The following is a 22384-nucleotide window of genomic DNA, read 5'->3' as shown; positions in this document are numbered from 1 at the left end:
GTGGGTGACCTACGCAAGCCATTCCTCCTACTGGCGTTGGTAGCGGTGACCCTCGTGGTGCTTGTCGAGGTCGGGTCGTCGCTGCTCACCGGCGGCGGGGACGCCACCGGCGCGCTGCGCGCCGGAGCGGTGGACCTCGGGGTCGAGGTGGACGCCGGTGCGATAAGCGAACCCTCCGGGCGCGGGACGAGCTATCTGGCGCTCATCGACGCGGTGGCGCTCTGGACGACAGGCCTGTTCTGCCTGAGCCTTGTGCTGCCCGAGCGGACGCAGGGCCGGATCCAGGGCGTGGCGACGCTGATCTTCTCGATCCTGCTTCTCCTGGGCTCGCTGGTGTTGCTGATCATCGCTTTCGTCGAGCTGACCATCATGGTGTCGTTGTTCGTGGCCGTACCGTTCGGCACGCTGGCGTACCTGGCGCTGTGGGGGTTCTTCCCGGTGGGCGAGGCGAGCCTGCTGCTGGGGTTGGTGCTGGTGCTGAAACTGGTGTGGGTGGCGATGCTGCTGCTGGCCCAGCCCCGTTTTCTCCAGAACAAGGGCCTGGTGCTGTTGGCGCTCACCACTCTGCTCTGCACTGTCGTGCTGGAGTTCCTGCACCGGCTCGTGCCGGTGGTCGTGGTGAGCATCCTGGACGACGTGGGCGCGCTGGTCTTCGCCATCGTCGCCATCGTGTGGGGTCTGGTGCTGTTGATCGGCTCGATCCCGGCCATCGTCAAGTCGGTGCGGGTGACAGCCGCCCTACCCACCCGGTGACGGGTGGGTAGGGCTCACGGGGCCGCCGCGACCAGGGCGGCGGCCTGGTCCCGGTCGAGGGTGCCGTCGGCCACCCACACCCGGTAGTGGCCGTGCCGGGTGTCGCCGGCCGCCACCACTGCCGGCCTGTCGAACGCGAACGCCACGCAGACACCCGGGTACATGGCGGTCCGCACGAACCACCTGTCGCCGGGCCCGAGGCCCGCGAAAACAAGTGTGTACGTCGCACCGCCCGCCCCGACACCTGCCATGGCCAACCAGGGCACCGCGCTGCCGTTGAGCGTCTCCTCCCCCGTGGCGTCGGCGGCGAACACCGTCGGCTCACCGTCGGCGACGGCCCGCCAGAAGAACCCGCCGTAGCCGGCCCCGCCGGGGCGCCCGTTCGTGGCCGGGCTGCCGAGGCGCACCTCGTGACCGGGCGGTGCGGTGAGCGCGCAGGTCAGGTCGAGCCGCCAGACGTCCGGCGCGACTGCCGACGCGGCGAGCCGCCGGCGCTCGGTGAGCAGCACCCGTCCGTGGGCGTCGCGCCACTGCGCGTCGTGCGCCAGCCGGTCGGCGGCCTGCTCGGTCCAGCCGGTGTGCGCGATCCGCCCGTGGTCGTCACGCCAGGTGTAGCCGACGTCCCGGACGTAGGTGCGCCCGCCCCACAGGTTGGCGCCGTTGACGTCCTGCACGGCGAGGGACGCGCCGAGGTGCCACACGTGGTCGGCGGGCAGCGCGTCGGTGACCACAGTGCCGGCGAGGGTGCGTACCGGGTGCAGGTAGGGGCGGGGCCCGTGTCGCGCGTCCAGCGGCGGGTCGACCACGTACCGGGCCACCTCCGTCGGGCCGACAAGCAGCCGTGCGGGCTCCGGCCCGGTGCTCACGGCAGTTCCGCTCGGGCGAGGGCCGGCCAGCGGCCGGCGACGGCGTGCAGGGCTGCCACCGTGTAGCCGGCGAGGATCGGCACCGCCACCGGCGTGACAAGGACGGCGAGCAGCCCGGCCAACGCCGTCACCCCGCTCACCGCCGCCCAACGGGTGGGCGCGTCCAGGCAGGCGCGGCCGGCGCGGCGCGCCGCCGCCCGCCACCGCCGGCAGCCGCCGACCTCGACGACGACCAGACCCGCGTACCCGGCCAGGCCGGCGGCGACCAGGACGGTCACCGCCAGCGCCACCACCCCGCCGGGCACCCGCCCGGTGGCCAGCGCCGCCAGGTTGACCGCGAGCAGCCCGGTCACGGCGAGCGCCAGCAGGCTGACCGGCACGCCGGGCAGCACCGACCGGCCGTACCGGCGCACTGTGGTCCGTGCCGACGGCCAGCTACCGGTACGCGTCCAGTCGTGCACTGCGGCGCTGGCCGTGCCGGCCGCCGCGGCGGCTGTCACGACAGGTGCCGCCGCGAGCGTCAGCAGGATGCCGAGCAGCGCCAGGTCGGCGGCGTCGCGGGCGACGTCACGCCAGTCGCGACGGCCGCCCTCCGGTTCAGCCCTTGATGCCACTGGTGTTGATCCCCTCGACGAGCATCCGCTGGAACGCCACGAAGAACAGGAAGACCGGCAGCAGCGACAGCACCGACATGGCGAACATCGGACCGACCGCGCTCTGGCTCGTCGAGTCGATGAACAGGGTCAGCGCGACAGGCACCGTGTAGTCCTCCAGCTGGGACAGGAAGACGAGCTGTCGGAAGAAGTCGTTCCAGGTCCAGATGAACGAGAAGATCGCCGTGGTGACCAGCGCGGGACGGCTCAGCGGCAGGATGACGTACCGGAAGATGCCGTACGGGCCGGCGCCGTCGATCCGGGCCGCCTCGTCCAGTTCGCGCGGGACGCCCCGCATGAACTGCACCATCAGGAACACGAAGAACGCCTCGGTGGCCAGGAACTGCGGGATGAGCAGCGGCAGGTACGGCCACTCGCCGCCGACCAGCCCCAGCGTCCGGAACAGGATGTACTGCGGCACGATCAGCACGTGGCCGGGCAGCAGCAGCGTGCCGATCATGACGGCGAACCACATGCCGCGCAGCCGGAACCGCAGCCGGGCGAAGGCGTACGCGGCCAGCAGGCAGGAGAGCCCGTTGCCCACGACGGTGAGCAGGCTGACCATTGCGCTGTTGAGGAAGAACCGGCCGAAGCTGACGTCGAAGTTGGACCACCCGTCGGTGTAGTTGCCCGGGGTGAACCGCTCGGGCAGGAGCCCGATGTTGTTGACGATTTCCTCCTGGGACTTCACCGAAGTGCCCACCATCCAGATGAGCGGGTAGAGCACCACGGCGACGATCGCCACCAGGATCAGCAGTCGCAGTACGGGCCGGCCGCCGGGCCGTCGGCGCGCGTTCGGCGCCGCTGCGGTCGGGGTCACCGCCACCATCACCGGTCCTCCCCGTCGGAGTAGTGCACCCAGAACCGTCCGGTGCTGAAGAAGATCGCGGTGATCACCGCGATGGCGAGCAGGAACACCCAGGCCATCGCCGAGGCGTAGCCCATTTCGAGGTCGGTGAAGCCGGTGATGTAGAGGTTCAGCGTGTACATCAGCGTGGAGTCGACAGGGCCGCCGGTGCCGTTGCTGAGCACGAACGCGGCAGTGAAGCCCTGGAAGCCGTTGATGGTCTCCAGCACCAGGTTGAAGAAGATCACCGGTGACAGCATCGGCAGGGTGATGTTGCGGAACTGGCTGAACCGGCCCGCCCCGTCGACGGACGCGGCCTCGTACAGCTCGGTGGGCACCTGCTTGAGCCCGGCCAGGAAGATCACCATCGGCGCGCCGAACTGCCAGATGGCAAGCACCATGAGCGTCTGCAGGGCCCAGTCCGGGTCGTTGACCCACGGCTTGCCCTCGATGCCGAAGAGGCTCAGCAGCGAGTTGAACGCGCCGTCGCGGTTGAACATGTTGACCCAGACGATGGCCAGCGCGACGCTGCCGCCGAGCAACGACGGCAGGTAGAACAGGCCACGGAACAGCCCCACCCCGCGCCAGGCGCGGTTGAGCAGCAGCGCCACGCCGAGCGCGGCGGCCAGCTTCAGCGGCACGGCGACCAGCGCGAACGTCAGTGTGACCCGCACCGAGTGCCAGTACGACGGGTCGGCGGTGAACATCCGCTCGTAGTTGGCAAGCCCCACCCACTGCGCCTCGGAGAAGGGGGTGAGGATGTCGTAGTTGGTGAAGCTCAGGTAGAGCGACAGCAGCATGGGGACCGCCGTGATGCCCATCAGGCCGATGAGCCACGGCGACAGGAAGACGTACCCCGCCAGACCTTCGCTGTGCCGGATACGCCCGGGCCCACGCTTCTCAGCGTGGGCCCGGTCGGTTCCGGGGCCGCGTCGGGTCGGGTCGGGCGCCGTGGTCAACGCCACGAACGGCTCCTCTCCTCGCCTTGTGGGGCGGTCAGGCGATGGCGGCCTTGCACGCCTCGACGAACTGGGCGGCGGCCTGGGCAGGGGTGGCCCGGCCGTACTGGGCGTTCTCGGCAGCCTTGATCAGCTCGGACTTGACCTTGCTGTGGCCCTTGATCGGCACCTGCGGGGACTCGCCGAACTTCTCGGTCAGCTCCGCCTCGACGGCGATGGACTGCTTCATGGCCGGATCGGTGGTGTCGTCGCTGACCACCCGGCGCAGGTCCAGGTTGGACGGCAGGCCCCGGTCGGTGCCGAGCAGCTTGACCGCCTCGGTGTCGTTGTTCAGGAAGTTGATCACGTCAACCGCGACGTCCTTGTGCTTGCTGCCCTTGAACACCGACCAGTACATGGAGGCCCGTGCCCACTGGGCGCTCGGGTCACCCGGGTAGGCGATCACGCCCAGCTCGTCCTTCGTGTTCTTCTTCAGGTCGGGCATCTGGTTGGCCCAGACCCAGGAGGTCGCCGACTTTCCGGTGACCACCAGCTGCTTGCTGATGTCGCTGGAGTTGCCCTCGTGGATCACGTCAGCGGTCGGAGTGGCCTTGCGATCCCGGGCGCCCTTCCACAGCTCGAACCACTTGGTCACGTCCTCGGCGCCGAAGCCCAGTTCCTTGCCCTTGTAGAGGTCCTTGCCCTGCTGGCGCAGCCAGACCCAGAACGCCTTGTAGTCGGCGCTCGGGTCCTGGGTGCCGGGCACGCCGGTCTTCTTCGCCACCTCCTCGGCCCAGGCGATGTGCTGCTCCCAGGTCATCCCTGTGGTGGGCTCGGGCAGGTTGTTCTTGATCAGCAGCGTCTTGTTGTAGACCAGACCCTGCGTGTTCTCCCCTGCGGCGAGGCCGGCGAGCTTGCCGTCGACAACGCCGTACTGCCAGAGGCTCTTGGGGAACTTGGAGGTGTCCAGCTTGCCGGACTCCTGGTACGGGGTCAGGTCAAGCGTGGTGTTGCGGGCCGCGTACTCGGACAGGTAGTTGTCGTCGATCTGGAACAGGTCCGGCGGGTTGCCGCCGGCGGTGAGCGTGGCCAGCTTGTCGAAGTAGCCCTGGTTGGCCTGCCAGGTCTTCTCGAACGTCACGTTCGGGTTCTTCTTGGTGTAGAGGGCCAGGGCGTCCTCGGTCAGCTTGGCCCGCGCGTCGGCACCCCACCAGAAGATGGAGAGCTTGATCGGGGCGTTCGGGTCGGCCGCGGATTCGTCGTCTCCGCAGGCGGCGGCACCGAACATCAGCGGTGCGGCGACCGTCACGGCCAGCAGGCCGCGCAGCAGCCGCCGCCTCGGTACGGCGGTACGGCCAGCGCGCCCGGCGGGCGCGCCAGTGGTGGGGGGCGTAGCGGGGTGCATGTGCGCTCACTCCTCGGCATTAGGAGGCGACGGCGTCACCGGTGGTCGCAGTCGGGATGCCCGGGCCCGCAGGGCGATGCGGGTCCGGGCCAAGCGGTGCGGCCAGGGGACGTGCCGGTCGGGCGTGTGGGCCCGGGCCGGTCGAGTCGCGGATGACCAGGTCGGTCTGGAGCATTACCTGTGCGGTGGTGCGACGGACGCCGAGCGCCGTGCCGGCACCGGACCCCCGCGCACCGCGCGGTGACTCGATGTCCTGTTGCAGCAGCATGTCGACGGCCGTCCGGCCGGCGGCCCCGGTGGGTGTGGCCACCGTCGTCAATTTGGGGCGGGTGAGCCGACTCAGGGTGATGTCGTCGACCCCGACGACGCTCACCTCCTGCGGTACCCGGACCCCGAGCGCGTCCAGCCCTTCGATGAGGCCGATCGCCATCAGGTCGTTGTAGGCGAGCACCGCCGACACGCCGCTGCGGCGTACCTGCTCGGCGACGGCGGAACCGCCGATCTCGGTGGGAGCGTTGGGGCCGAGCACCGTCAGCTCCGCGCCGACGGCCCGGGCTGCCGTTGTTGCCGCCCGCCGCATCTCGCGGTTGGTCCACGAGCTGCGCGGCCCGCCGAGCAGCGCGATGCTGCGGTGGCCCAGGCCGACCAGGTGCTCGATCGCGGCGCGGGCGCCCTGCCCGACGTCCATGAGCACGCAGGGCAGGCCTGTCACCTGACGGTTCACCACTACCAGCGGCACCTCGCGGCTGAGCTGTTCGATGAGGCTGTTGCTCATCCGCGGGCTGCACAGCAGCACCCCGTCCACCTGCTTGGCGAGGGCGTGGACCAACTCCTCCTCGGCCGCCGGGTCCTCATTGGTGTCGGCCACGAACACGTGGTAGTCGCGGTGGCGGGCCTGGCTCTCCGCCGCCTTGATCAGCGGCGGGAAGAACGGGTTCGCGATGTCGGCGATGATCAGGCCGATGTTGTGCGTCCGCCCGGTGATCAGGGCTCTGGCGGCCCGGTTGGGCCGGTAACCCAGATCCTCCGCGCAGGCCAGCACCCGGACCCGGGTCTCGGGGTTGACCAGGTGCGGTGCCGAGAAGGTGCGGGACACGGTGGAGATGTGCACGCCGGAGGCGCGGGCGACGTCCCGGATGGTGACTGGCACGGCGGCCCCTTCGTCCGATGTGGCGGCGGTCACGCAGGTGCCGCCCATTAATGCAAACGGTTGCTCCAGTGTCAACGGTCAATGATTGCGGTTCTGTTGCGCCAACGTCCCTCGGGGTGACATTCAAGCCCGCAAACACTGACATTTACCGCCGATTGTGCCGCCGTCGTTGACGACATCGGATCGACCGTGGTTACTTCACTGCAAACCTTTGCAGGATCACCCCGGGAGGCGACCGAATGTCACCGAGATCCGACGGACGGGTCCGGTACGCCGTCGTGGGCACCGGCGCGCGGGCCGAGATGTTCGTCCGCGCCCTGGTGCTCGACCACGCCGACACGACCGACCTCGTCGCCTTCGCCGACGTCAACCAGGCCCGGATGGACGCGCACAACCGGTGGCTGACCGAGCTGGGCCACCGTCCGGTGCCGACGTACCCGGCCGCCGACTTCGCCGCCATGCTGGACAAGGAGCGCGTCGACGTCGTACTGGTCACCAGTGTGGACGTCACCCACGACGAGTACGTGGTGGCAGCCCTGCGCGCCGGCCGGGACGTCGTCACCGAGAAGCCGATGACAGTGGACGCACCACGCTGCCGGCGGATCCTGGACGCGGTGGCCGAGACCGGCGGCCGGGTCAACGTCGCCTTCAACTACCGCTACAACCCGCTGCACGAGCAGGTACGCCGTCTGCTCGCCGAGGGTGCGGTCGGCGAGATCGGCTCGGTGCACTTCGAATGGCTGCTCGACGTACGGCACGGCGCCGACTACTTCCGCCGCTGGCACCGCGACAAGGCCACCTCGGGCGGGCTGATGGTGCACAAGGCCAGCCACCACTTCGACCTTGTCAACTGGTGGTTGGACGCCACTCCCGTCGAGGTGTACGCCGCCGGCCGGCTCTTCTTCTACGGCGAGGACGGCCGCCGGCACGGCTACGCCCGCGACTACGACAGGGCGTACGGCTCCCCCGCCGCCGCCGACGACCCGTTCGCGCTGCGGCTGGACGCGCACCCCCGGCTGCGGGAGCTGTACCTCGACGCCGAGGCCGAGGACGGCTACCAACGCGACCGCAACGTCTTCGCCCCCGGTGTGACGATCGAGGACGACATGGCGGTGCTGGCCCGCTACTCCACCGGCGCCACGATGACCTACCACCTCACCGCGTACGCGCCCTGGGAGGGCTACCGGGTGATGGTCAACGGCAGTCGGGGCCGGCTGGAGTTGGAGGTCACCGAGAACGACTTCGTCGACCGGGGCACCGCCGGCGCGGTGAAGGGCGCCGCCCTGCACGGCGTCGAGGCGGCACCCGAGGGCGGCGGCGCGACGCTCACAGTGCGCCCGTTCTGGGAACCGCCCCGGCAGATCCCCGTGGAGGGTCGCAGCCGGCACGGCCACGGCGGCGCGGACGTCCGGATGACAGGGGTCCTCCTCGGCGGCCAACCCGACCCTCTGCATCGCGCCGCGACCGCCGAGGACGGCGCGCTGGCCCTGCTCACCGGCCTGGCCGCCAACCGCTCCTTCGAAACCGGCCAGCCGGTCCGGGTGGCCGACCTGCTCACCCCCCGCTGACCGGTGGCCGACCCGCTCGCCCTCCGCTGACCCACCGACGAGGAGTCCGTCCCCGTGCCGATAGCCGACCAGACCGACCTGCTCCTGCCCGCGGACCCGGGCCAGCGCGCCCTTGCCCGGGAGCTGTACGCCCTCGCCGCGCAGCAGCCCATCATCTCGCCGCACGGGCACGTCGACCCTGCACTGCTCGCACAGGACCAGCCGTTTCCCGATCCGGCGCAGCTGCTCATCGTGCCCGACCACTACCTGACCCGGATGCTGCTCAGCCAGGGCGTACCCCCGGCGCAGTTGGGTGTGCCCACCCGCGACGGCAGCCCGGCGGAGACCGACGGCCGGGTGATCTGGCGGCGCTTCGCCGCGCACTGGCACCTGTTCCGGGGCACCCCCTCGCGGCTCTGGTTGGAGCGGACGTTCCGGACGGTGTTCGGGGTGGACACCCCGTTGCGCCCGTCGACAGCCGACGACGTCTACGACGAGCTGGCGGCGCGGCTGGCCGAGCCGGACTTCCGGCCCCGGGCGCTGTTCGAGCGGTTCAACATCGAGGTGCTCGCCACCACCGAGTCGCCGCTGGACGACCTCGGGCAGCACGCCAAGCTCGCCGCCGACGGGTGGGGTGGGCCGGGCGGCCGGGTGATCACCACCTTCCGCCCGGACGACGTGGTGGACATGGAGTTCGAGGGCTGGTCGACGAACGTGCAGCGCCTCGGCGCGCTGGCCGGGGAGGACACCGGCACGTACGCCGGTTATCTGGCGGCGCTGCGGAGCCGGCGGGCCGCGTTCATCGCCGCGGGGGCGACCTCGTCCGACCACGGGCACCCCACCGCGCGGACGCTCGACCTGGCACCCGAGGAAGCCGCCCGGCTGTACGACAGGGGTCTGCGCGGAGAGGCCGACGCGGCCGACGCGGAGGCTTTCCGGGCGCACATGCTCGTGGAGTTCGCCCGGATGTCGCTCGACGACGGCCTCGTCATGCAACTGCACCCCGGCGCGGTCCGCAACCACAACCGGTGGCTGTACGCCCGGCACGGCCGCGACGTCGGCGGCGACATCCCGCAGGTCACCGAGTACGTGCACGCGCTCGCCCCGCTGTTGGAGCGCTACGGCAACGACAGCCGGCTGCGGGTGGTGCTCTACACCCTCGACGAGGACACCTTCACCCGTGAGCTGGCGCCCCTGGCCGGCGGCTACGCGGCAGTGCTCCTCGGCGCGCCCTGGTGGTTCCTGGACTCCCCCGAGGTGCTGCGCCGGTTCCGGGAGACGGTCACCGAGACCGCCGGTTTCTACAACACGGCCGGGTTCGTCGACGACACCCGGGCGTTCTGCTCCATCCCGGTCCGCCACGACGTGGCGCGCCGGGTCGACGCCGGCTTCCTGGCCCGGCTCGTCGCCGAGCACCGGCTGCCCATGGACGAGGCAGCCGAGACCATCGTCGACCTGGCGTACCGGCTGCCGAGGCAGGTCTTCAACTTCGGGCGGGACGACCGGTGAACGCGAGGAGTGCAGCGCAGCGGAGCCCCGCAGTCGCAAACGAAAGGCAGGCCCGGTGAGCGCGAGGAGTGCAGCGCAGCGGAGCCCCGCAGTCGCAAACGAAAGGCAGGCACAGTGAGTGTCACTATCACCTCCGTCGAGGTGCACGACGTGCGGTTTCCGACCGCGGCGCGGGGCGACGGCTCCGACGCGATCAACCGGGGCGACTACTCGGCGACGTACGTGGAGCTGGGCACCGACGCCGGGCCAACCGGCGCGGGGTTCACCTTCACCAACGGCCGGGGCAACGAGATCACCTGCGCGGCGGTACGCGCGCTCGCCCATCACGTACAAGGGCGCACGGTCGAGGAGATCGCCGCCGAACCTGTGGCGTTCTGGCGCTCGCTAAGCGCCGACGTGCAGTTGCGCTGGCTCGGGCCGGAGAAGGGCGTCATCCACATGGCGACCGGCGCGCTCGTCAACGCCGTCTGGGATCTGCGGGCGACCCTCGCCGGCAAGCCGATGTGGCGGTTCCTCGCCGACCTGCCGACCGACGAGCTTGTCGCAAGCATCGACTTCAAGCACATCACCGACGCGCTCACCCCCGACGACGCTGCCGCCATCCTCGACAAGGGACGCGACGGGCTGGCCGACCGGCTGAGCACGCTCGAACGTGACGGCTTCCCCTCGTACACCACATCGGTCGGGTGGCTCGGCTACCCCGACGACAAGGTGCGGGCGCTGACCCGGCAGGCGTACGACGAGGGTTGGCGGGCCATGAAGATGAAGGTCGGCGGCCCGCTCGCCGACGACCTGCGCCGGGCTCGGATCATTCGCGAGGAGATCGGCCCGGACGCGCTGCTGATGATGGACGCCAACCAGGTCTGGGACGTCGACGAGGCCATCGCGGCGATGACAGTGCTGGCCGAGGTCGACCCGTACTGGATCGAGGAGCCCACCCACGCCGACGACATCCTCGGGCACGCGCGGATCGCCCGCGCGGTGACCGAGCTGACCGGCGGCCGGTGCCGGGTGGCCACCGGCGAGGTGGCCGCCAACCGAGTGATCTTCAAGCAGCTGCTCCAGGCCGACGCGATAGGTGTGATGCAGATCGACGCGTGCCGGGTCGGTGGTGTCAACGAGGTCCTGGCCGAGCTGCTGCTGGCCGCGAAGTTCGGGGTGCCGGTCTGCCCGCACGCCGGCGGCGTCGGTCTCTGCGAGTACGTCCAGCACCTGGCGATCTTCGACTACCTGCGGGTCGGTACCGCGCTGGACGGGCGCATGGTCGAGTACGTCGACCACCTGCACGAGCACTTCGTCGACCCGGTCCGCACCCGCGACGGCCGCTACCTGCTGCCCGAGCGGCCCGGCTACAGCGCCACGATGAAGCAGGAGTCGATCGCCGAGTTCCGATTCCCGGACGGCCCGGCATGGCGGTGACCGTCGGCGCGTCCCGGCTCGGCATGGGTGTGCTGCGCCGGCTGCCCGTCGAGGCCCGACCGATCGTCCGGCCGGGCACCGTGCCGACCGGAATCGTCCACCTCGGACTTGGCGCGTTCCACAGGGCGCACCAGGCCGTCTACACCGAGGCGGCGATCGGCGCTGCCGGCGGCGACTGGGGCATCGTGGCCGTCGCCCCGCGCAGCACCGCCCTTGTCGAGGCGATCGCCGCGCAGGACAACCTGTTCAGCGTCAGCACCCTCTCCGCCGACGGCAGCGCCACGCGGGTGGTGGGGGCGTTGAGCGGCGTACGCCACGCCGCGAGCGACCCGGACGCCGTCGTGGCGCTGCTCGCCGACCCGGCGGTACGGGTCGTAACGCTCACCGTCACCGAGAAGGCGTACCAACTCGACCCGGTGACCGGCCGGTTGTGCCCGGACCAGCAGCTCGCGGCGGACCTGGCCGGGGGCCGTCCGCCGAGCACAGTGCCGGGGCTGCTGCTGCGCGGGCTGGCCGCACGCGCCGCCGCTGACGCCGGACCTATCGCCCTGGTGAGCTGCGACAACCTGCCCTCCAACGGCAGGCGGCTGCGCGGCATGGTCGACCAGGCGGTCGGCCAGGCGCTGGGTGTGCCCGCCGGGTTGGTCGACTGGGTGGCCGGAAACGTCACCTGCCCGGGCACCATGGTGGACCGGATCGTGCCGGCCAGCACCCCGGAAACGATCGAGGCGGTCCGACGGGCGCTCGGCGTGACCGACCTGGCGGCGGTGGCCGCCGAGCCGTACATGCAGTGGGTCATCGAGGACGACTTTCCCGGTGGCCGGCCCGGCTGGGAGCACGCCGGTGCGGTGCTCACCGAAGACGCCGGCCCGTGGGAACGGCTGAAGCTGCGCACCCTCAACGGCGTGCACTCGGCCGTGGCGTACCTGGGTGCGTTGGCCGGGCGCGAGACGATCGCCGACGCGCTGCTGATCCCGCACCTCACTGACGTGCTGCGCCGGCTGATCGCCGAGGACGTCGCGGCGAGCTTCACCCCGCCGGACGGGGTCCGGGTGGTCGACTACGGCGAGCAGGTCCTCGTCCGGTTCGCCAACCCGGCGATCCACCACCGCACCCTTCAGGTGGCGATGGACGGGTCGCAGAAGTTGCCGCAGCGCGTCCTGCACACCGTCGCCGACCTGCGCGCCGCCGGCCGGCCCGCGCGCTGGGGCGCGCTCGTCGTGGCGGCCTGGCTGCGCTTCGCGCTGGGGTACGCCGACGACGGCCGGCCGCTACCGTTCCAGGACCCGCTCGCCGGGCCGATCCGGGCGGCGCTGGACGCCGGGACGCAGAGCCCGGCGGGCACCGTGGACGCGATCTTCGCGCTGCGTGACGTCATCCCGGCCGAGGTGGCCGAGGACGACGAGGTACGCACCGAGGTGATCACCTGGCTGACCGCGCTGGAGCGCCACGGCGTCGAGGCCACGTTGGCCGGTGCCCGGTGAGACGGGCTCGCGTAGGCCGGCGCCCGGTGGACGGACTCACGCAGGTCGGTGCCCGGGTGAGCGGGCCGAGCCTGCCCGGTGCCCGGTGAACGGGGTGGCGCCGGCGCCCCGGGTGGCGGTGATCGGGGCGAACGGGCACGGCCGGTGGCATCGGCGGGTGATCGCACCTCTGCACGCCGACGGGCAGGTGCGGCTGGTCGCCCTCGTCGACGTCCACCCGGTGCAGGACGAGCCGGCGGCGCCGGTGCCGCCCGGCGTGCAGGTGTTCACCGACCACCGGGCGATGCTCGCCGCCACCCGGCCGGACGTGGTGGTGATCTGCACCCCGCCGCACACCCACCTTCCGATCGCCAGGGACGCCCTGGCCGCCGGCGCGGACCTGCTGCTGGAGAAGCCTCCGGTGCTGTCGATGGCCGAGCACGAGGAGTTGAGCAAGGCGCTCGCTGCGACCGGGCGGGTGGCGCAGGTCGGCTTCCAGGCGCTCGGCTCGGCGGCGCTGACCGCGCTAACCGACGCGCTGGCGGCCAGCCGACTCGGCACTGTCACCCGCATAGCGACAGTGGCGGCGTGGCAGCGGCCGGACGCGTACTACGCCCGCTCCCCATGGGCAGGCCGGCGGAGCCTGGACGGCCGGCCGGTGCTGGACGGCGCGCTTGCCAACCCGCTCGCGCACGCAGTGATGCAGTGCCTGGCGGTCGCCGAGGCGCTGGGCGGCGCTCCACAGTGGCCGGCCGCCATCGAGGTGGAGCGCTACCGGGTACGGCCGATCGAGGTGGAGGACACGGCGGTGCTGCGGGTCCGGTTCCGAGCCGGCCCGCCGGTCCTGGCGGCGGTCACCCTCGCCGCCGAGGAGTTCGTGGCGGGCGAGGTCGTGGTCACCGGCGAGACCGGACAGGCGGTGCTGGAGTACCCGACGGACCGGCTGCGGTTGCCCGGCGACGTGGCGACCCGCCTGGTCCCGGGCCGGCGCGGGCTGCTGGAGAACCTGCTCGCCCACCGCGCCGACCCGGCCGGGGTGCCGTTGATCGCCCCGCTGGCGCGTACCGCGCCGTTCACCGCGCTGCTCGACGCGTTACGCGGCGCTCCGGAACCCCTGCTGCTCGACGGTGACCTGGTGACGGCGGTGGGCGACGGCGAGAGCCGCGTCCTGCACCTGCGGGGCGTTGTCGACGTGCTGCGGCGGGCGGTCGAGCGGGGAGCGCTGCCGAGCGAACTGGCGGTGCCGTGGGCAGCACCGGCGTACCGCGCCGAACTGACGGATTGAAGGGAGGCGCCGGGCACCGGAGCGCGCACCCCGCCCGAGCTGTGACGGGCCGCATTGGACAGACCCTCCCCTCCACCACCAGCGAATGGGAAGAATCGATGCGCAGAACACTCACCGTCGCGACCCTTGTCACCCTCCTGCTCGGTGCCGCACCGATCGCACCGGCCCTGGCCGCCGACCGTCCCGACCCCGCCGACCGTCTCTCCTGGGCGGCCCGCCACCTCGGCCGGCAAGCGGTGCCGGAACGGGACGGCTGGGCGGCCGAGGGCGCCGGCACCACAGGTGGCTCGACCGCGGCACCCGACCGGACCCGGGTGGTCCGCACACGGGCCGAACTGGTCGCCGCGTTGGGCGGCGACAACGCTGGCAACACCACCGACGCCACCCCGAAGCTGATCTACGTCGACGGTGTCGTCGACGGCTTCGAAGGACCCGACGGCACGCCGTTGAGCTGCGCCGACCTGGCCGACCCGGGGTACCGGCTGGACGCCTACCTGGCCGCGTACGACCCGGCGGTGTGGGGTCGGGTGACGCCGGCCGGCCCGCTGGAGGAGGCCCGGGTGCGCTCGGTGGCCAACCAGACCCGGCAGACCCAGATCAACGTCGGCCCGAACACCACGATCATCGGGCTGCGGGGTGCCCGGCTGACCGGTCTCACCCTGATGATCGACCGGGCGTCGAACGTGATCGTGCGCAACCTGACCTTCGTCGACGCCCGGGACTGCTTCCCCGCCTGGTCACCGACCGACGGCGACACCGGCAACTGGAACAGCCAGTACGACCAGATCTCGGTGCGCCGCAGCGAGCACGTGTGGATCGACCACAACACGTTCACCGACGGCGACAATCCGGACAGCGCGCAGCCGACCTACTTCGGGCGGCCGTACCAGGTGCACGACGGCTCGCTGGACGTCACGCACACCGCGAGCCTCGTCACCGCGTCCTGGAACCGCTTCACCGGGCGCGACAAGCTGATGCTGATCGGCTCGTCGAACACTGTCGGCCCGGACGTGGGCCGGTTGAAGGTGACCCTGCACCACAACATCTTCGACGGCGTCCTGCAACGGCTGCCCCGTGTGCGGTTCGGCCAGGTCGACGTCTACAACAACCACTACCGGCTCGGTGGGGACGACTTCGAGTACGCGCTCGGCGTCGGCGTCCAGTCGGCGATCTACGCGCAGAACAACTTCTTCACCCTCGACGCGGCGGTCGACCCGGCCGATCTGCTCTACGACTGGGGAGGTACCGCGCTCACCGAGCGGGGCAGCTGGGTCCGCCAGGGCGCGGGTCCGGCCCGGCCGGTCGACCTGCTGGCGGCGTACAACGCGGCGCACGATCCGGACCTGGGCGCCGACGCCGGGTGGACGCCCACGCTGCGCCGCGACCCCGTCCTGCCGACGCCACTGGTCCCGCTCCTGGTGGGCCCGCTGGCAGGCGCCGATCGGCTACCGCTGTGACCGACAGCCGACGTAGGGGGTCATCGATGTGGTGAAGATCGGCTATAAGTGACGCATGGACTTCCCGCCGCACCTGGGCAGCATGCCGATGCACGCGATCACCGAGATCCACGGCGAACCGGGCCTGCTGGAACGCTTCCGGCTGGAGGTCGCCCAGTTCGACGACGACGCCCGGGCGCGGTTGAGCGCCGCGCTCGACCTCGCCGCCGAACTGCACCGCGACGACCGGCGGGTCCGCGAGCCGTACCTCAACCACCTGCTGCGGGTGGCGATCCGGCTCATGCACCACTACCAGGTGCGTGACGTGGATGTGATCGTCGCCGGTCTGCTGCACGACGCGGTGGAGGACCACCCGGTCGAGCTTGCCGACGGCGACGCCGGCACGGACACCGACCCGACCGCTGCGGCGCTCGCCACGCTCGCCGCGCGGTTCGGGCCTCGGGTGGCCACCCTGGTCGCCGCCGTCACCAACCCGGTGTACGACCCCGAGCGGGACCGCAACACGCAGTACCGGGAGCACCTGGCGGTCAGCCTGGAACGGGAGCCCTGGGCCCGGGTGATCAAGGTGTCGGACTTCACCGACAACGGCGTCGGGGTGATCCACACGATCGGGCCGAAGGTCGTCTCGTCGGCCCGCAAGTACCGGCCCCTGGTGCCGCTCTTCCGGGACCTGATCGGCCGGCCGGACACGCCGCTCGCACCGGCGGTGAAGCGGCACATCTTCGGCCAGCTCGACCTGGCCGAGGAGCGGTTCAGCGCCATCCTCGACCAGCCCGCCCACCCGAACTGACCCTGCCGCCGCGTCACTCGACCGGGTTCTGCGACAAGTTCTCGGATCTTCGAGGAGCCCTCTGCACTTACGGTTTGTTTGCGCCAGATGAGAAGCAATAAGCCTTCTTGACCGATTTCGGCGCACTCCGATCGAGAGGACTCTGACCATGCGTGACCTTTCTCGTCGCGATCTGCTCAAGGCGACGGCCGTTGGCGCCGGAGCGGTCGGTATCCCGGTCGTGCTAGCCGGCAGCTCGGCGATCGCGGCCGATGGCCCCGGGTCCGGCATGAAGTACCCCCCGGCGGAGCTGACCGGGCGCATCGTCCGCCCGCAGAGCCCCAACTACGCCGACGCGAGCCTCGGCTGGGACGAGCTCTTCGTGCACTATCCGCTGGTCATCGTCTTCGCCCAGGAGACCCAGGACGTGGTCAACGCCCTGACGTGGGCGCGGCAGCACAACGTCGCGCTTCGGGTACGCAGTGGTCGCCACAACCTCGAAGGCTGGTCGAACGTCGACAACGGCATCGTGATCGATGTCAGCGAGTTGAAGGACGTCCACATCGACACCGCGAGCCGTACGGCGAAGGTCGGCGCGGGGCTCACCCAGTTGGAGGCCGTCACCGCGCTCGGCGAGTACGACCTGGCGGCGACGACGGGAACAGAGGGAACCGTCGGCCTGTCCGGGGCGACCCTCGGCGGCGGGCTCGGCTTCCTCACCCGCTACCTCGGGATGGCCTGCGACAACCTGATCGGGGCGGAGATCGTCGTCGCGGCGGGCGCCGACGGCGCGAAGGTGCTCGAGGTCGACCCGTGGAACCACTCGGACCTGCTGTGGGCGCTGCGCGGAGCGGGCATCGGCAACTTCGGCATCGTCACCTCGCTGACCTATAAGGTGGCCCCACTCAAGAGCGTCGCCTACCTCCAGGCGACCTGGCCGGGCCTCGACGACCTGCACCCGGTCTTCGACACCTGGCAGCGCACCACACCCTTCACCGACCCCCGGCTCGGCAGCCAACTCGAGGTCCACAGGAACGAGATCCTGATGTTCGGGGTGCTCGCCGAAGGCACAGAGGAAGAGGCCAGGAGGCTCTTGGCGCCGATCCTGTCAATCGGCAACCCCGAGGTGACCGTGCAGATCGGAGGCTGGGGCGACGTCTACACCGACTTCCAGGTCCCCAGCGCGGACGACCCCGGCAAGTGGAAGTTCTACTCGCAGTTCGTCAGAGAACCGCTCCCGAAGCAGGCGATCAACATCGTTCGCACGTTCATGGAGAGCGCCCCGACGGACGACACCAACTTCTTCTCGCAGGCGTTCGGTACGGGTGCGCACACACAGGAGCCGTTCGGCGGCTCGGCGTTCCCGCACCGCGACGTGCTCCTCTACTCCGAGCCCGGCGTCGGCTGGGGCACCCGCGGAGAGCCCGACAGCGACGACGCTCTCACCCCGATCGCCCAGACCTGGATCGCCGAGTTCAGCCTGGCGCTACGGCCCTACGTGTGCGGCGCCTACGCCAACGTGCCGAACATCGGCATGGCCGAGTGGGAGACCGCCTACTGGGGACGCAACTTCCCGCGGTTGCGCAGGGTCAAGGCGAAGTACGACCCGCACAACGTCTTCCAGTACGAGCAGAGCATCCCGCCCGCGACGCACTGACCGGCGGCCTGCGCGTTGACCTGCGGGTAACTCAGCCGACGGCAGCGCAGGCCACGCCACCCCACACACGAGGCCCTGAGCGGTCTAGGCCCGGTGAGGGCGGTGGGGGGCGGCGGGCGCGACGGGCGCGGCGGGCGAGTCGCGCCCACCGCACCCACCTCCTGCCCAGCCTTTGCTCTGCTTCAACCGGCGCTACACCTACACGGCGTAAGTGTTGCGCTGGTTGAAGCAGAGCAAAGGACGTGACGGGAAGGTGTTCTGGCGGTCACGGCAACGGGACCGTGGCACCGGCCTTGCCGGCCCGCACCAGGTGTTCCAGCCACGGGGTCGGGGCGACGCCCAACTCCCGGCCCAGGTCGGTGCGGAAGAGCTCCAACCGGCGTACCGCCTCGTTGATGTTGCGTTCGGCCAGATGCACGTTGATCAGCACGCGGGTGGCGCTCTCCCGCAGCGGCTCCAACTGCACGGCCGTCAACGCCACCTGCACCGCCTCACCGAACCGGCCCTGGGCGGTGAGTCGTTCGGCGAGCGCCTCAAGCGCGTACAGCCGGGTCTGACGCAGCCGCTCCCGCTCGGTCAGCACCCAGTCGTCGTACCAGCCGGGCAGCAGCTCGCCTGTCGCCATCGCCGGAACCGGAGCGCCCACCGGCGGTGCGCCGGCCAGCAACGCGGCGGCCGCCGCGGCCAGGATGGCCACGTCGCTTGTCACGCCGACGGCCAGGGCGAGCTGGTCGTCCTCGGCCACCAACGGCTCCGGCGTGACCCGGTGCAGACGCCACAGCATGGTGCGCAGGTTGGCGCGGGCACGCTCCTCGTGGGAGCCGGGCCAGAGCGTGCCGGCGGCCTCCGCGCGGGCACAGCGCTGGCGTACGCCGAGAAACGCGAGCAACCGGCGGGCGCCCTGCGGCACAGCGACCGGTAGGCCGCCGCGTTCCAGCCCGAACCCACCGAGCAGGCGCAGCGCGTACCTGGGTGGCTGCCGCGCATCGGTCTCCCCCGCTGCGGTCCGGAGGTCGTGCGTCACCTCTTGAACAACCATGGATGTGCCCTTCGCACCCTGTCGCCCCGTGGGAGTTCCACGCTCGGGTGTGGATGGTCGACGCGCCAGCGCAGTGTCGTCACACCGACCCGGCGAACGGCGCGGATCAGCCGTTCGCCGGAGTCGGCCCCGGCCGTTCAGCGCAGCTTGCTCAGCGTCTGGGCGTACCCGGTCCACTCGGCGGCGTCGCCGACGTCGGCGCGGATCCCGGCTTCCTTCATGATGCCGAGTACCTGCTCAGGCTGCGTTTCGGCGAGCTTGCCGAGGGTGCTGATCCCGGCGCGGGCCAGCGCCGCCCGCGCCTTGGTCGGCACCCCGGCGAGCATCGCGATGTCGGCGTCCGCGACGTTCTCCAGCTCGGCTTCGATGCCCAGGGCGGCGGACACCGCCGACTGCGCGCCGACGGTGGTGCGGACGATGACGGCCTCTCGCTCGCTCACCTCGGCGAGCATCGCGTCCACGCTCTGGTAGCTGGTGTTCGCCGGCAGCACCTTGAGCACGTCGCGGATCAGTCGACCGTCGGCCATCTCGTCGTCGCCGAAGAGGCGGATGAACTCATCGAGCTTCACCTCGCGCGGAAACCGCTGCCGGACGTCTCCGTGCTCGGCGGCGTACCGGGCGAGTTGGGCTGCCCCACGGACCTTCGGCCCGGCGATGACGTCCACGCCGAGGGTCTCCACGGCGGGCAGCACGATCGTGCCCGCCTTGGTCTGCCAGATGCTCACCTTCTTGTCCAGGAACATCGTGGTCCCCATGTACTTGCCGAAGTCCAGCGCGCCGATGTAGTTCGGGATCTGCTCGAACGTGTACGGGCCGGGGGCGATCTTGTTTTCGTGGACGGTCGAGTGCAGCCGGTTGATCTCCGTACGGATCTCGTCGAGCAGACGGCGCAGGCTCACCCGCATCGCGGCCATGCACGCGAACGCCTTTGCCAGGTCGGTGCCGAGGTGGTCCAGGTCGTGCTCGATACGGTGGAACCGCTCGTTGAAGCCCTGCTCGCCGGGGGTCTGCCCGGCCTGCACCACGTCCTCGCCGTCGACCCAGTCGGTGTGCGCGAAGGTCCGCGCGAACGGCGGCGGCGCGCAGCCCGGCTCCACCGCCGGGAACGACTCGGCGTAGCTGAACACCCGCTTCGCGGTGCCCACGTTCTCGTAGATCCAGGAGGAGACCAGCACGCTGGCGTCCGAGGGCGGGATGCCGTGCTTGGTGAACACCTCGTACAGCTCGGTGACGGTCATCCCGTCGTAGTTGATCTCGCTCGCCATTGTGGTGTCCCTCTCAGAGCTGGTCGTACACGCCGCGGTGCCGGCGCTGCTGGAAGGTGCGGAAGGTACGGGCCACCGCGGGGCGCAGCGGCTCGGCGGTGCCGTTGCCGTCGAGGTCGACGTGGTCGCGCCGGATGCCGAACGTGTTGATCTCCACGCCGAGGGGGCACACCCGCGTCAGCGCGTTCATCAGCCGCTCGTACTGCGCCAGGGTCAGCGCCACCCCGTCGGGCAGCTCCACCCGGAACTCGTACGGGTCGGTCAGGCCGGTCCGCACGTAGGAGAGCGCCACCACGGCCACCAGCCCGGTGTGGGTGGGTCGCAGGGCGGTCCGCGCGCCGACCGCCTTGATCTCCGCTGTGCCGCCGCCGAGCCCGACGGTGTACCAGCGGAACCCGGTGGCCCGGCGCTCGGCCAGGTTCAGCCCGGCCTGCGGCAGGCCGATGACGCTGCACACCAGCAGCACCCGGTTGCCCGTCTCGACAAGCGGCAACGCGGCTGCCAGGTGCTGCTCGCGTAGCAACCCGACGAGCCGGGCCAGCCGGTCTCCGGCGTCCGGCTGCCCGGCGATCAGTGCGGAGGCCAGCGCCGCCGGCAGCTCGATGGTCTCCACCAGTTCGTCGGGCAGGCGGTTGAGCGCGGCCACCACGGGCGCCGGCTCCCGTACCGCGGGAAGGCCTGCGGCGGCCAGCACCTGATCGACCGGCTGCCCTGCCGGGCGGGTCGGCACGGCCGCCCACCGGGTACGTGCCGCAGCGTCGGTCAGCTGGTTCCACGCCGGTTCCCCGGCGTTGTTCCAGGCCGCCCTGGCCGCGCTCAGCCCAGCCAGCAGCAGCGCGTTGCCGCCCGGGTCACCCGGAGCGTGGAACTGCGCTTCGACAGTCGTGTCGGCGCCGACCGGCGCGCTCAGCGGCGCGGTCACCGCCAGCCCTCGGGTGGGCAGGTGCGACAGGTACATGGTCGTGGTGCTGATCCGGTGCGTCGTCGCCAGCCCGCACACCCGCCACAGCCACGCCAGCTCGCCATCGGCCCCGACCGTTGGCACGCCGCGCGCGCGGGCGGCGGCGATAAGCGCCTCGGCCGTCCGGTCGGCGGTGACCGCGCGGCCGGTGTCCAGCACCCGGTTGCGCAGATCGGTGGCCTGCGCGGGCGTCGGCCAACTCACGTCGACACCGAGACCCAGCTCGTAGCGGCTGCCACCAGCGCCGTCCTGCGCCCGGCTCACCTGCCACACGATTGACGAGCCGAGCGCCCGGCACACCCGCCCCGCCCGGTCCAGGGCTACGGCCAGCGGCGGCGCGATGCCGTGCGAGCTGTCGAAGGCGTACGACTGGCGCAGGCTGGCCCGCAGCGCCGTGATCTCGGTCAGCCGGCTCGCCGGCAACGCCCGGCCGGCGTGCGTGGTGTTGTTCGGCGGCGTGTTCGCCGGCAGGACGAGGCGGTCCCGGCGCAGTTGAGCGAGGAAGTTGGTGCGGTGCTGCGGGTCCCCTGCGGCGACAAGCCGGATCGCCACCGCGAACCGGTCGTCGTCCTCGCGCAGTGTGAACCGGGCTCCGCCGGGCAGGTCCGCGAACAGCCCGGTGTTCGGGTCGGTGTCCGCTCCCGGCCCGTTGAGCAGCCGGCGCACCGCACCTGGTGTGGGCAGCAGGAACCGGCGGTAGAGCCCGAGCCGGTGGGCGTACGCCGCATCCGGCTCGCGGGCCGGCGGGGCCAACCGGCGGGCGTACACCTCGCCGCTGGCCGGCTCGTGCACCAGCTCGTCGACGAAGCGGGCCACCCCGACGTCGGCGCCGATCCGGTCCAGGGCGTCGCGCCGGGCGTGTGCCAGGGTCCGGTACGCGTGCACCTCCCGGGCCGCCCGGCGCAACCGGTGCTTCTCGTACGACACCAGGTAGAGCAGCCGGCCCAGGTTGCCCTCCAGCACGGCAAGCTCCACGAGTGCGGTGAGCGCCGCACCGGTGACCGCAGTGGCGGAACCGCCGTCGACGATCCGTTCGGCTGTCACGGTCACGGGAAACGCGGCGACCAGCGGCTCGTCGGCGGTGTCCGGCGCGTACACGGGGATCGACGCGCCGGCGGCCGACCAGGGCGCGAACACCACGGGCGGCAGCGCCCGTTCGTCCTCGGCGCCCGGTGCCACGGTGACCGCCACCCGGACGGTCTCCTCGACCAGATCCCGGCGCAGCACGACGGTGAGCAGCGGATGCCGGCTGGTCCAGTCCACGGCTGCGGTGCCGGCGGCGGCGATCGGTACGACCACTCGCCGGACAGTGCCCGGGTAGGGGCCTTCCAACTGGTCGACGAGGTTACGTTCGACGGACGGGTCGGCACCGTCCACCGGTACCCGGATGTCGGTCATCGC

General features: G+C 71.4%; 18 protein-coding genes. 9 read left to right on the top strand and 9 right to left on the bottom strand.

Annotated features, from left to right (window positions below; all coding sequences use genetic code 11):
- Positions 1 to 753 carry a hypothetical protein gene (locus ADK66_RS26185; RefSeq protein ID WP_053659828.1) on the top strand — a complete coding sequence of 251 codons (753 nt, stop codon included), beginning with the start codon at positions 1 to 3 and terminating at the stop codon, positions 751 to 753.
- A gap of 14 nt (positions 754 to 767) precedes the next feature.
- On the opposite strand, the gene ADK66_RS26180 is transcribed toward ADK66_RS26185, so the two are convergent.
- From ADK66_RS26180 to ADK66_RS26155, 6 genes are read right to left on the bottom strand one after another with little or no spacing between them, the layout of a single operon-like run.
- The gene (locus ADK66_RS26180) at positions 768 to 1619 is read right to left on the bottom strand and encodes a PmoA family protein (RefSeq protein ID WP_231640199.1); all 852 of its coding nucleotides are present in this window, start codon (positions 1617 to 1619) and stop codon (positions 768 to 770) included.
- Positions 1616 to 2233 (bottom strand): hypothetical protein, encoded by a 618-nt coding sequence (locus tag ADK66_RS26175; protein WP_053659826.1) that lies wholly within the window; start codon positions 2231 to 2233, stop codon positions 1616 to 1618. Before ADK66_RS26175 ends, ADK66_RS26180 begins: the two co-directional genes overlap by 4 nt.
- Positions 2217 to 3101: a carbohydrate ABC transporter permease gene (locus ADK66_RS26170; protein ID WP_053659824.1), complete on the bottom strand. Its 885-nt coding sequence runs from the start codon at positions 3099 to 3101 to the stop codon at positions 2217 to 2219. The genes ADK66_RS26175 and ADK66_RS26170 overlap by 17 nt, the downstream gene beginning before the upstream one ends.
- On the bottom strand, positions 3101 to 4084 hold the full coding sequence (locus ADK66_RS26165; RefSeq protein ID WP_053659822.1) for a carbohydrate ABC transporter permease: 984 nt from the start codon (positions 4082 to 4084) through the stop codon (positions 3101 to 3103). Before ADK66_RS26165 ends, ADK66_RS26170 begins: the two co-directional genes overlap by 1 nt.
- A 31-nt stretch (positions 4085 to 4115) precedes the next feature.
- Entirely contained in the window at positions 4116 to 5462 is a 1347-nt protein-coding gene (locus ADK66_RS26160) for an ABC transporter substrate-binding protein (protein ID WP_053659820.1), read from the bottom strand.
- Positions 5463 to 5481: 19 nt separating this feature from the next.
- A complete protein-coding gene (locus ADK66_RS26155) occupies positions 5482 to 6612 on the bottom strand; it encodes a LacI family DNA-binding transcriptional regulator (protein WP_053660095.1) in 1131 nt (376 codons plus the stop codon).
- A gap of 239 nt (positions 6613 to 6851) precedes the next feature.
- Between ADK66_RS26155 and ADK66_RS26150 the strand changes: the two genes are divergently transcribed.
- From ADK66_RS26150 to ADK66_RS26115, 8 genes are all read left to right on the top strand, one after another.
- Positions 6852 to 8180, top strand: a complete 1329-nt coding sequence (locus tag ADK66_RS26150) for a Gfo/Idh/MocA family protein (protein WP_053659818.1) — start codon at positions 6852 to 6854, stop codon at positions 8178 to 8180.
- Positions 8181 to 8234: 54 nt separating this feature from the next.
- Entirely contained in the window at positions 8235 to 9668 is a 1434-nt protein-coding gene (gene uxaC / locus ADK66_RS26145; RefSeq protein ID WP_053659816.1) for a glucuronate isomerase, read from the top strand.
- 114 nt (positions 9669 to 9782) lie between these two features.
- Positions 9783 to 11087: an enolase C-terminal domain-like protein gene (locus tag ADK66_RS26140; RefSeq protein WP_053659814.1), complete on the top strand. Its 1305-nt coding sequence runs from the start codon at positions 9783 to 9785 to the stop codon at positions 11085 to 11087.
- Positions 11078 to 12571 (top strand): mannitol dehydrogenase family protein, encoded by a 1494-nt coding sequence (locus tag ADK66_RS26135; RefSeq protein ID WP_053659812.1) that lies wholly within the window; start codon positions 11078 to 11080, stop codon positions 12569 to 12571. The genes ADK66_RS26140 and ADK66_RS26135 overlap by 10 nt, the downstream gene beginning before the upstream one ends.
- An 85-nt stretch (positions 12572 to 12656) precedes the next feature.
- The gene (locus ADK66_RS26130; RefSeq protein ID WP_053659810.1) at positions 12657 to 13835 is read left to right on the top strand and encodes a Gfo/Idh/MocA family protein; all 1179 of its coding nucleotides are present in this window, start codon (positions 12657 to 12659) and stop codon (positions 13833 to 13835) included.
- Positions 13836 to 13933: 98 nt separating this feature from the next.
- Positions 13934 to 15292, top strand: a complete 1359-nt coding sequence (locus ADK66_RS26125; RefSeq protein ID WP_053659808.1) for a polysaccharide lyase family 1 protein — start codon at positions 13934 to 13936, stop codon at positions 15290 to 15292.
- Positions 15293 to 15347: 55 nt separating this feature from the next.
- Entirely contained in the window at positions 15348 to 16082 is a 735-nt protein-coding gene (locus ADK66_RS26120) for an HD domain-containing protein (protein WP_053659806.1), read from the top strand.
- 148 nt (positions 16083 to 16230) lie between these two features.
- Positions 16231 to 17718, top strand: a complete 1488-nt coding sequence (locus tag ADK66_RS26115; protein ID WP_053659803.1) for an FAD-binding oxidoreductase — start codon at positions 16231 to 16233, stop codon at positions 17716 to 17718.
- 265 nt (positions 17719 to 17983) lie between these two features.
- Here ADK66_RS26115 and ADK66_RS26110 read toward each other — a convergent pair whose 3' ends face one another.
- From ADK66_RS26110 to ADK66_RS26100, 3 genes are all read right to left on the bottom strand, one after another.
- Positions 17984 to 18757: a BTAD domain-containing putative transcriptional regulator gene (locus tag ADK66_RS26110; RefSeq protein WP_082377673.1), complete on the bottom strand. Its 774-nt coding sequence runs from the start codon at positions 18755 to 18757 to the stop codon at positions 17984 to 17986.
- Positions 18758 to 18894: 137 nt separating this feature from the next.
- Positions 18895 to 20022: a hypothetical protein gene (locus tag ADK66_RS26105; RefSeq protein ID WP_053659801.1), complete on the bottom strand. Its 1128-nt coding sequence runs from the start codon at positions 20020 to 20022 to the stop codon at positions 18895 to 18897.
- Between the two features lie 13 nt (positions 20023 to 20035).
- Positions 20036 to 22381: a hypothetical protein gene (locus ADK66_RS26100; protein ID WP_053659799.1), complete on the bottom strand. Its 2346-nt coding sequence runs from the start codon at positions 22379 to 22381 to the stop codon at positions 20036 to 20038.
- Positions 22382 to 22384 lie beyond the last annotated feature (3 nt).

Source organism: Micromonospora sp. NRRL B-16802 (assembly GCF_001279555.1).
GTDB lineage: Bacteria > Actinomycetota > Actinomycetes > Mycobacteriales > Micromonosporaceae > Micromonospora > Micromonospora profundi.
This window is presented reverse-complemented; position numbering and strand designations above follow the sequence as displayed.

Excerpts from the sequence above, each read along its gene's own strand:
- ADK66_RS26170 (WP_053659824.1), bottom strand. The coding sequence starts at position 3,101 with ATGGTGGCGGTGACCCCGACCGCAGCGGCGCCGAACGCGCGCCGACGG.
- ADK66_RS26150 (WP_053659818.1), top strand. The coding sequence starts at position 6,852 with ATGTCACCGAGATCCGACGGACGGGTCCGGTACGCCGTCGTGGGCACC.
- ADK66_RS26120 (WP_053659806.1), top strand. The coding sequence starts at position 15,348 with ATGGACTTCCCGCCGCACCTGGGCAGCATGCCGATGCACGCGATCACC.
- ADK66_RS26100 (WP_053659799.1), bottom strand. The coding sequence starts at position 22,381 with ATGACCGACATCCGGGTACCGGTGGACGGTGCCGACCCGTCCGTCGAA.
- ADK66_RS26125 (WP_053659808.1), top strand. The coding sequence starts at position 13,934 with ATGCGCAGAACACTCACCGTCGCGACCCTTGTCACCCTCCTGCTCGGT.
- ADK66_RS26115 (WP_053659803.1), top strand. The coding sequence starts at position 16,231 with ATGCGTGACCTTTCTCGTCGCGATCTGCTCAAGGCGACGGCCGTTGGC.
- ADK66_RS26160 (WP_053659820.1), bottom strand. The coding sequence starts at position 5,462 with ATGCACCCCGCTACGCCCCCCACCACTGGCGCGCCCGCCGGGCGCGCT.
- ADK66_RS26105 (WP_053659801.1), bottom strand. The coding sequence starts at position 20,022 with ATGGCGAGCGAGATCAACTACGACGGGATGACCGTCACCGAGCTGTAC.
- ADK66_RS26135 (WP_053659812.1), top strand. The coding sequence starts at position 11,078 with ATGGCGGTGACCGTCGGCGCGTCCCGGCTCGGCATGGGTGTGCTGCGC.
- ADK66_RS26110 (WP_082377673.1), bottom strand. The coding sequence starts at position 18,757 with ATGGTTGTTCAAGAGGTGACGCACGACCTCCGGACCGCAGCGGGGGAG.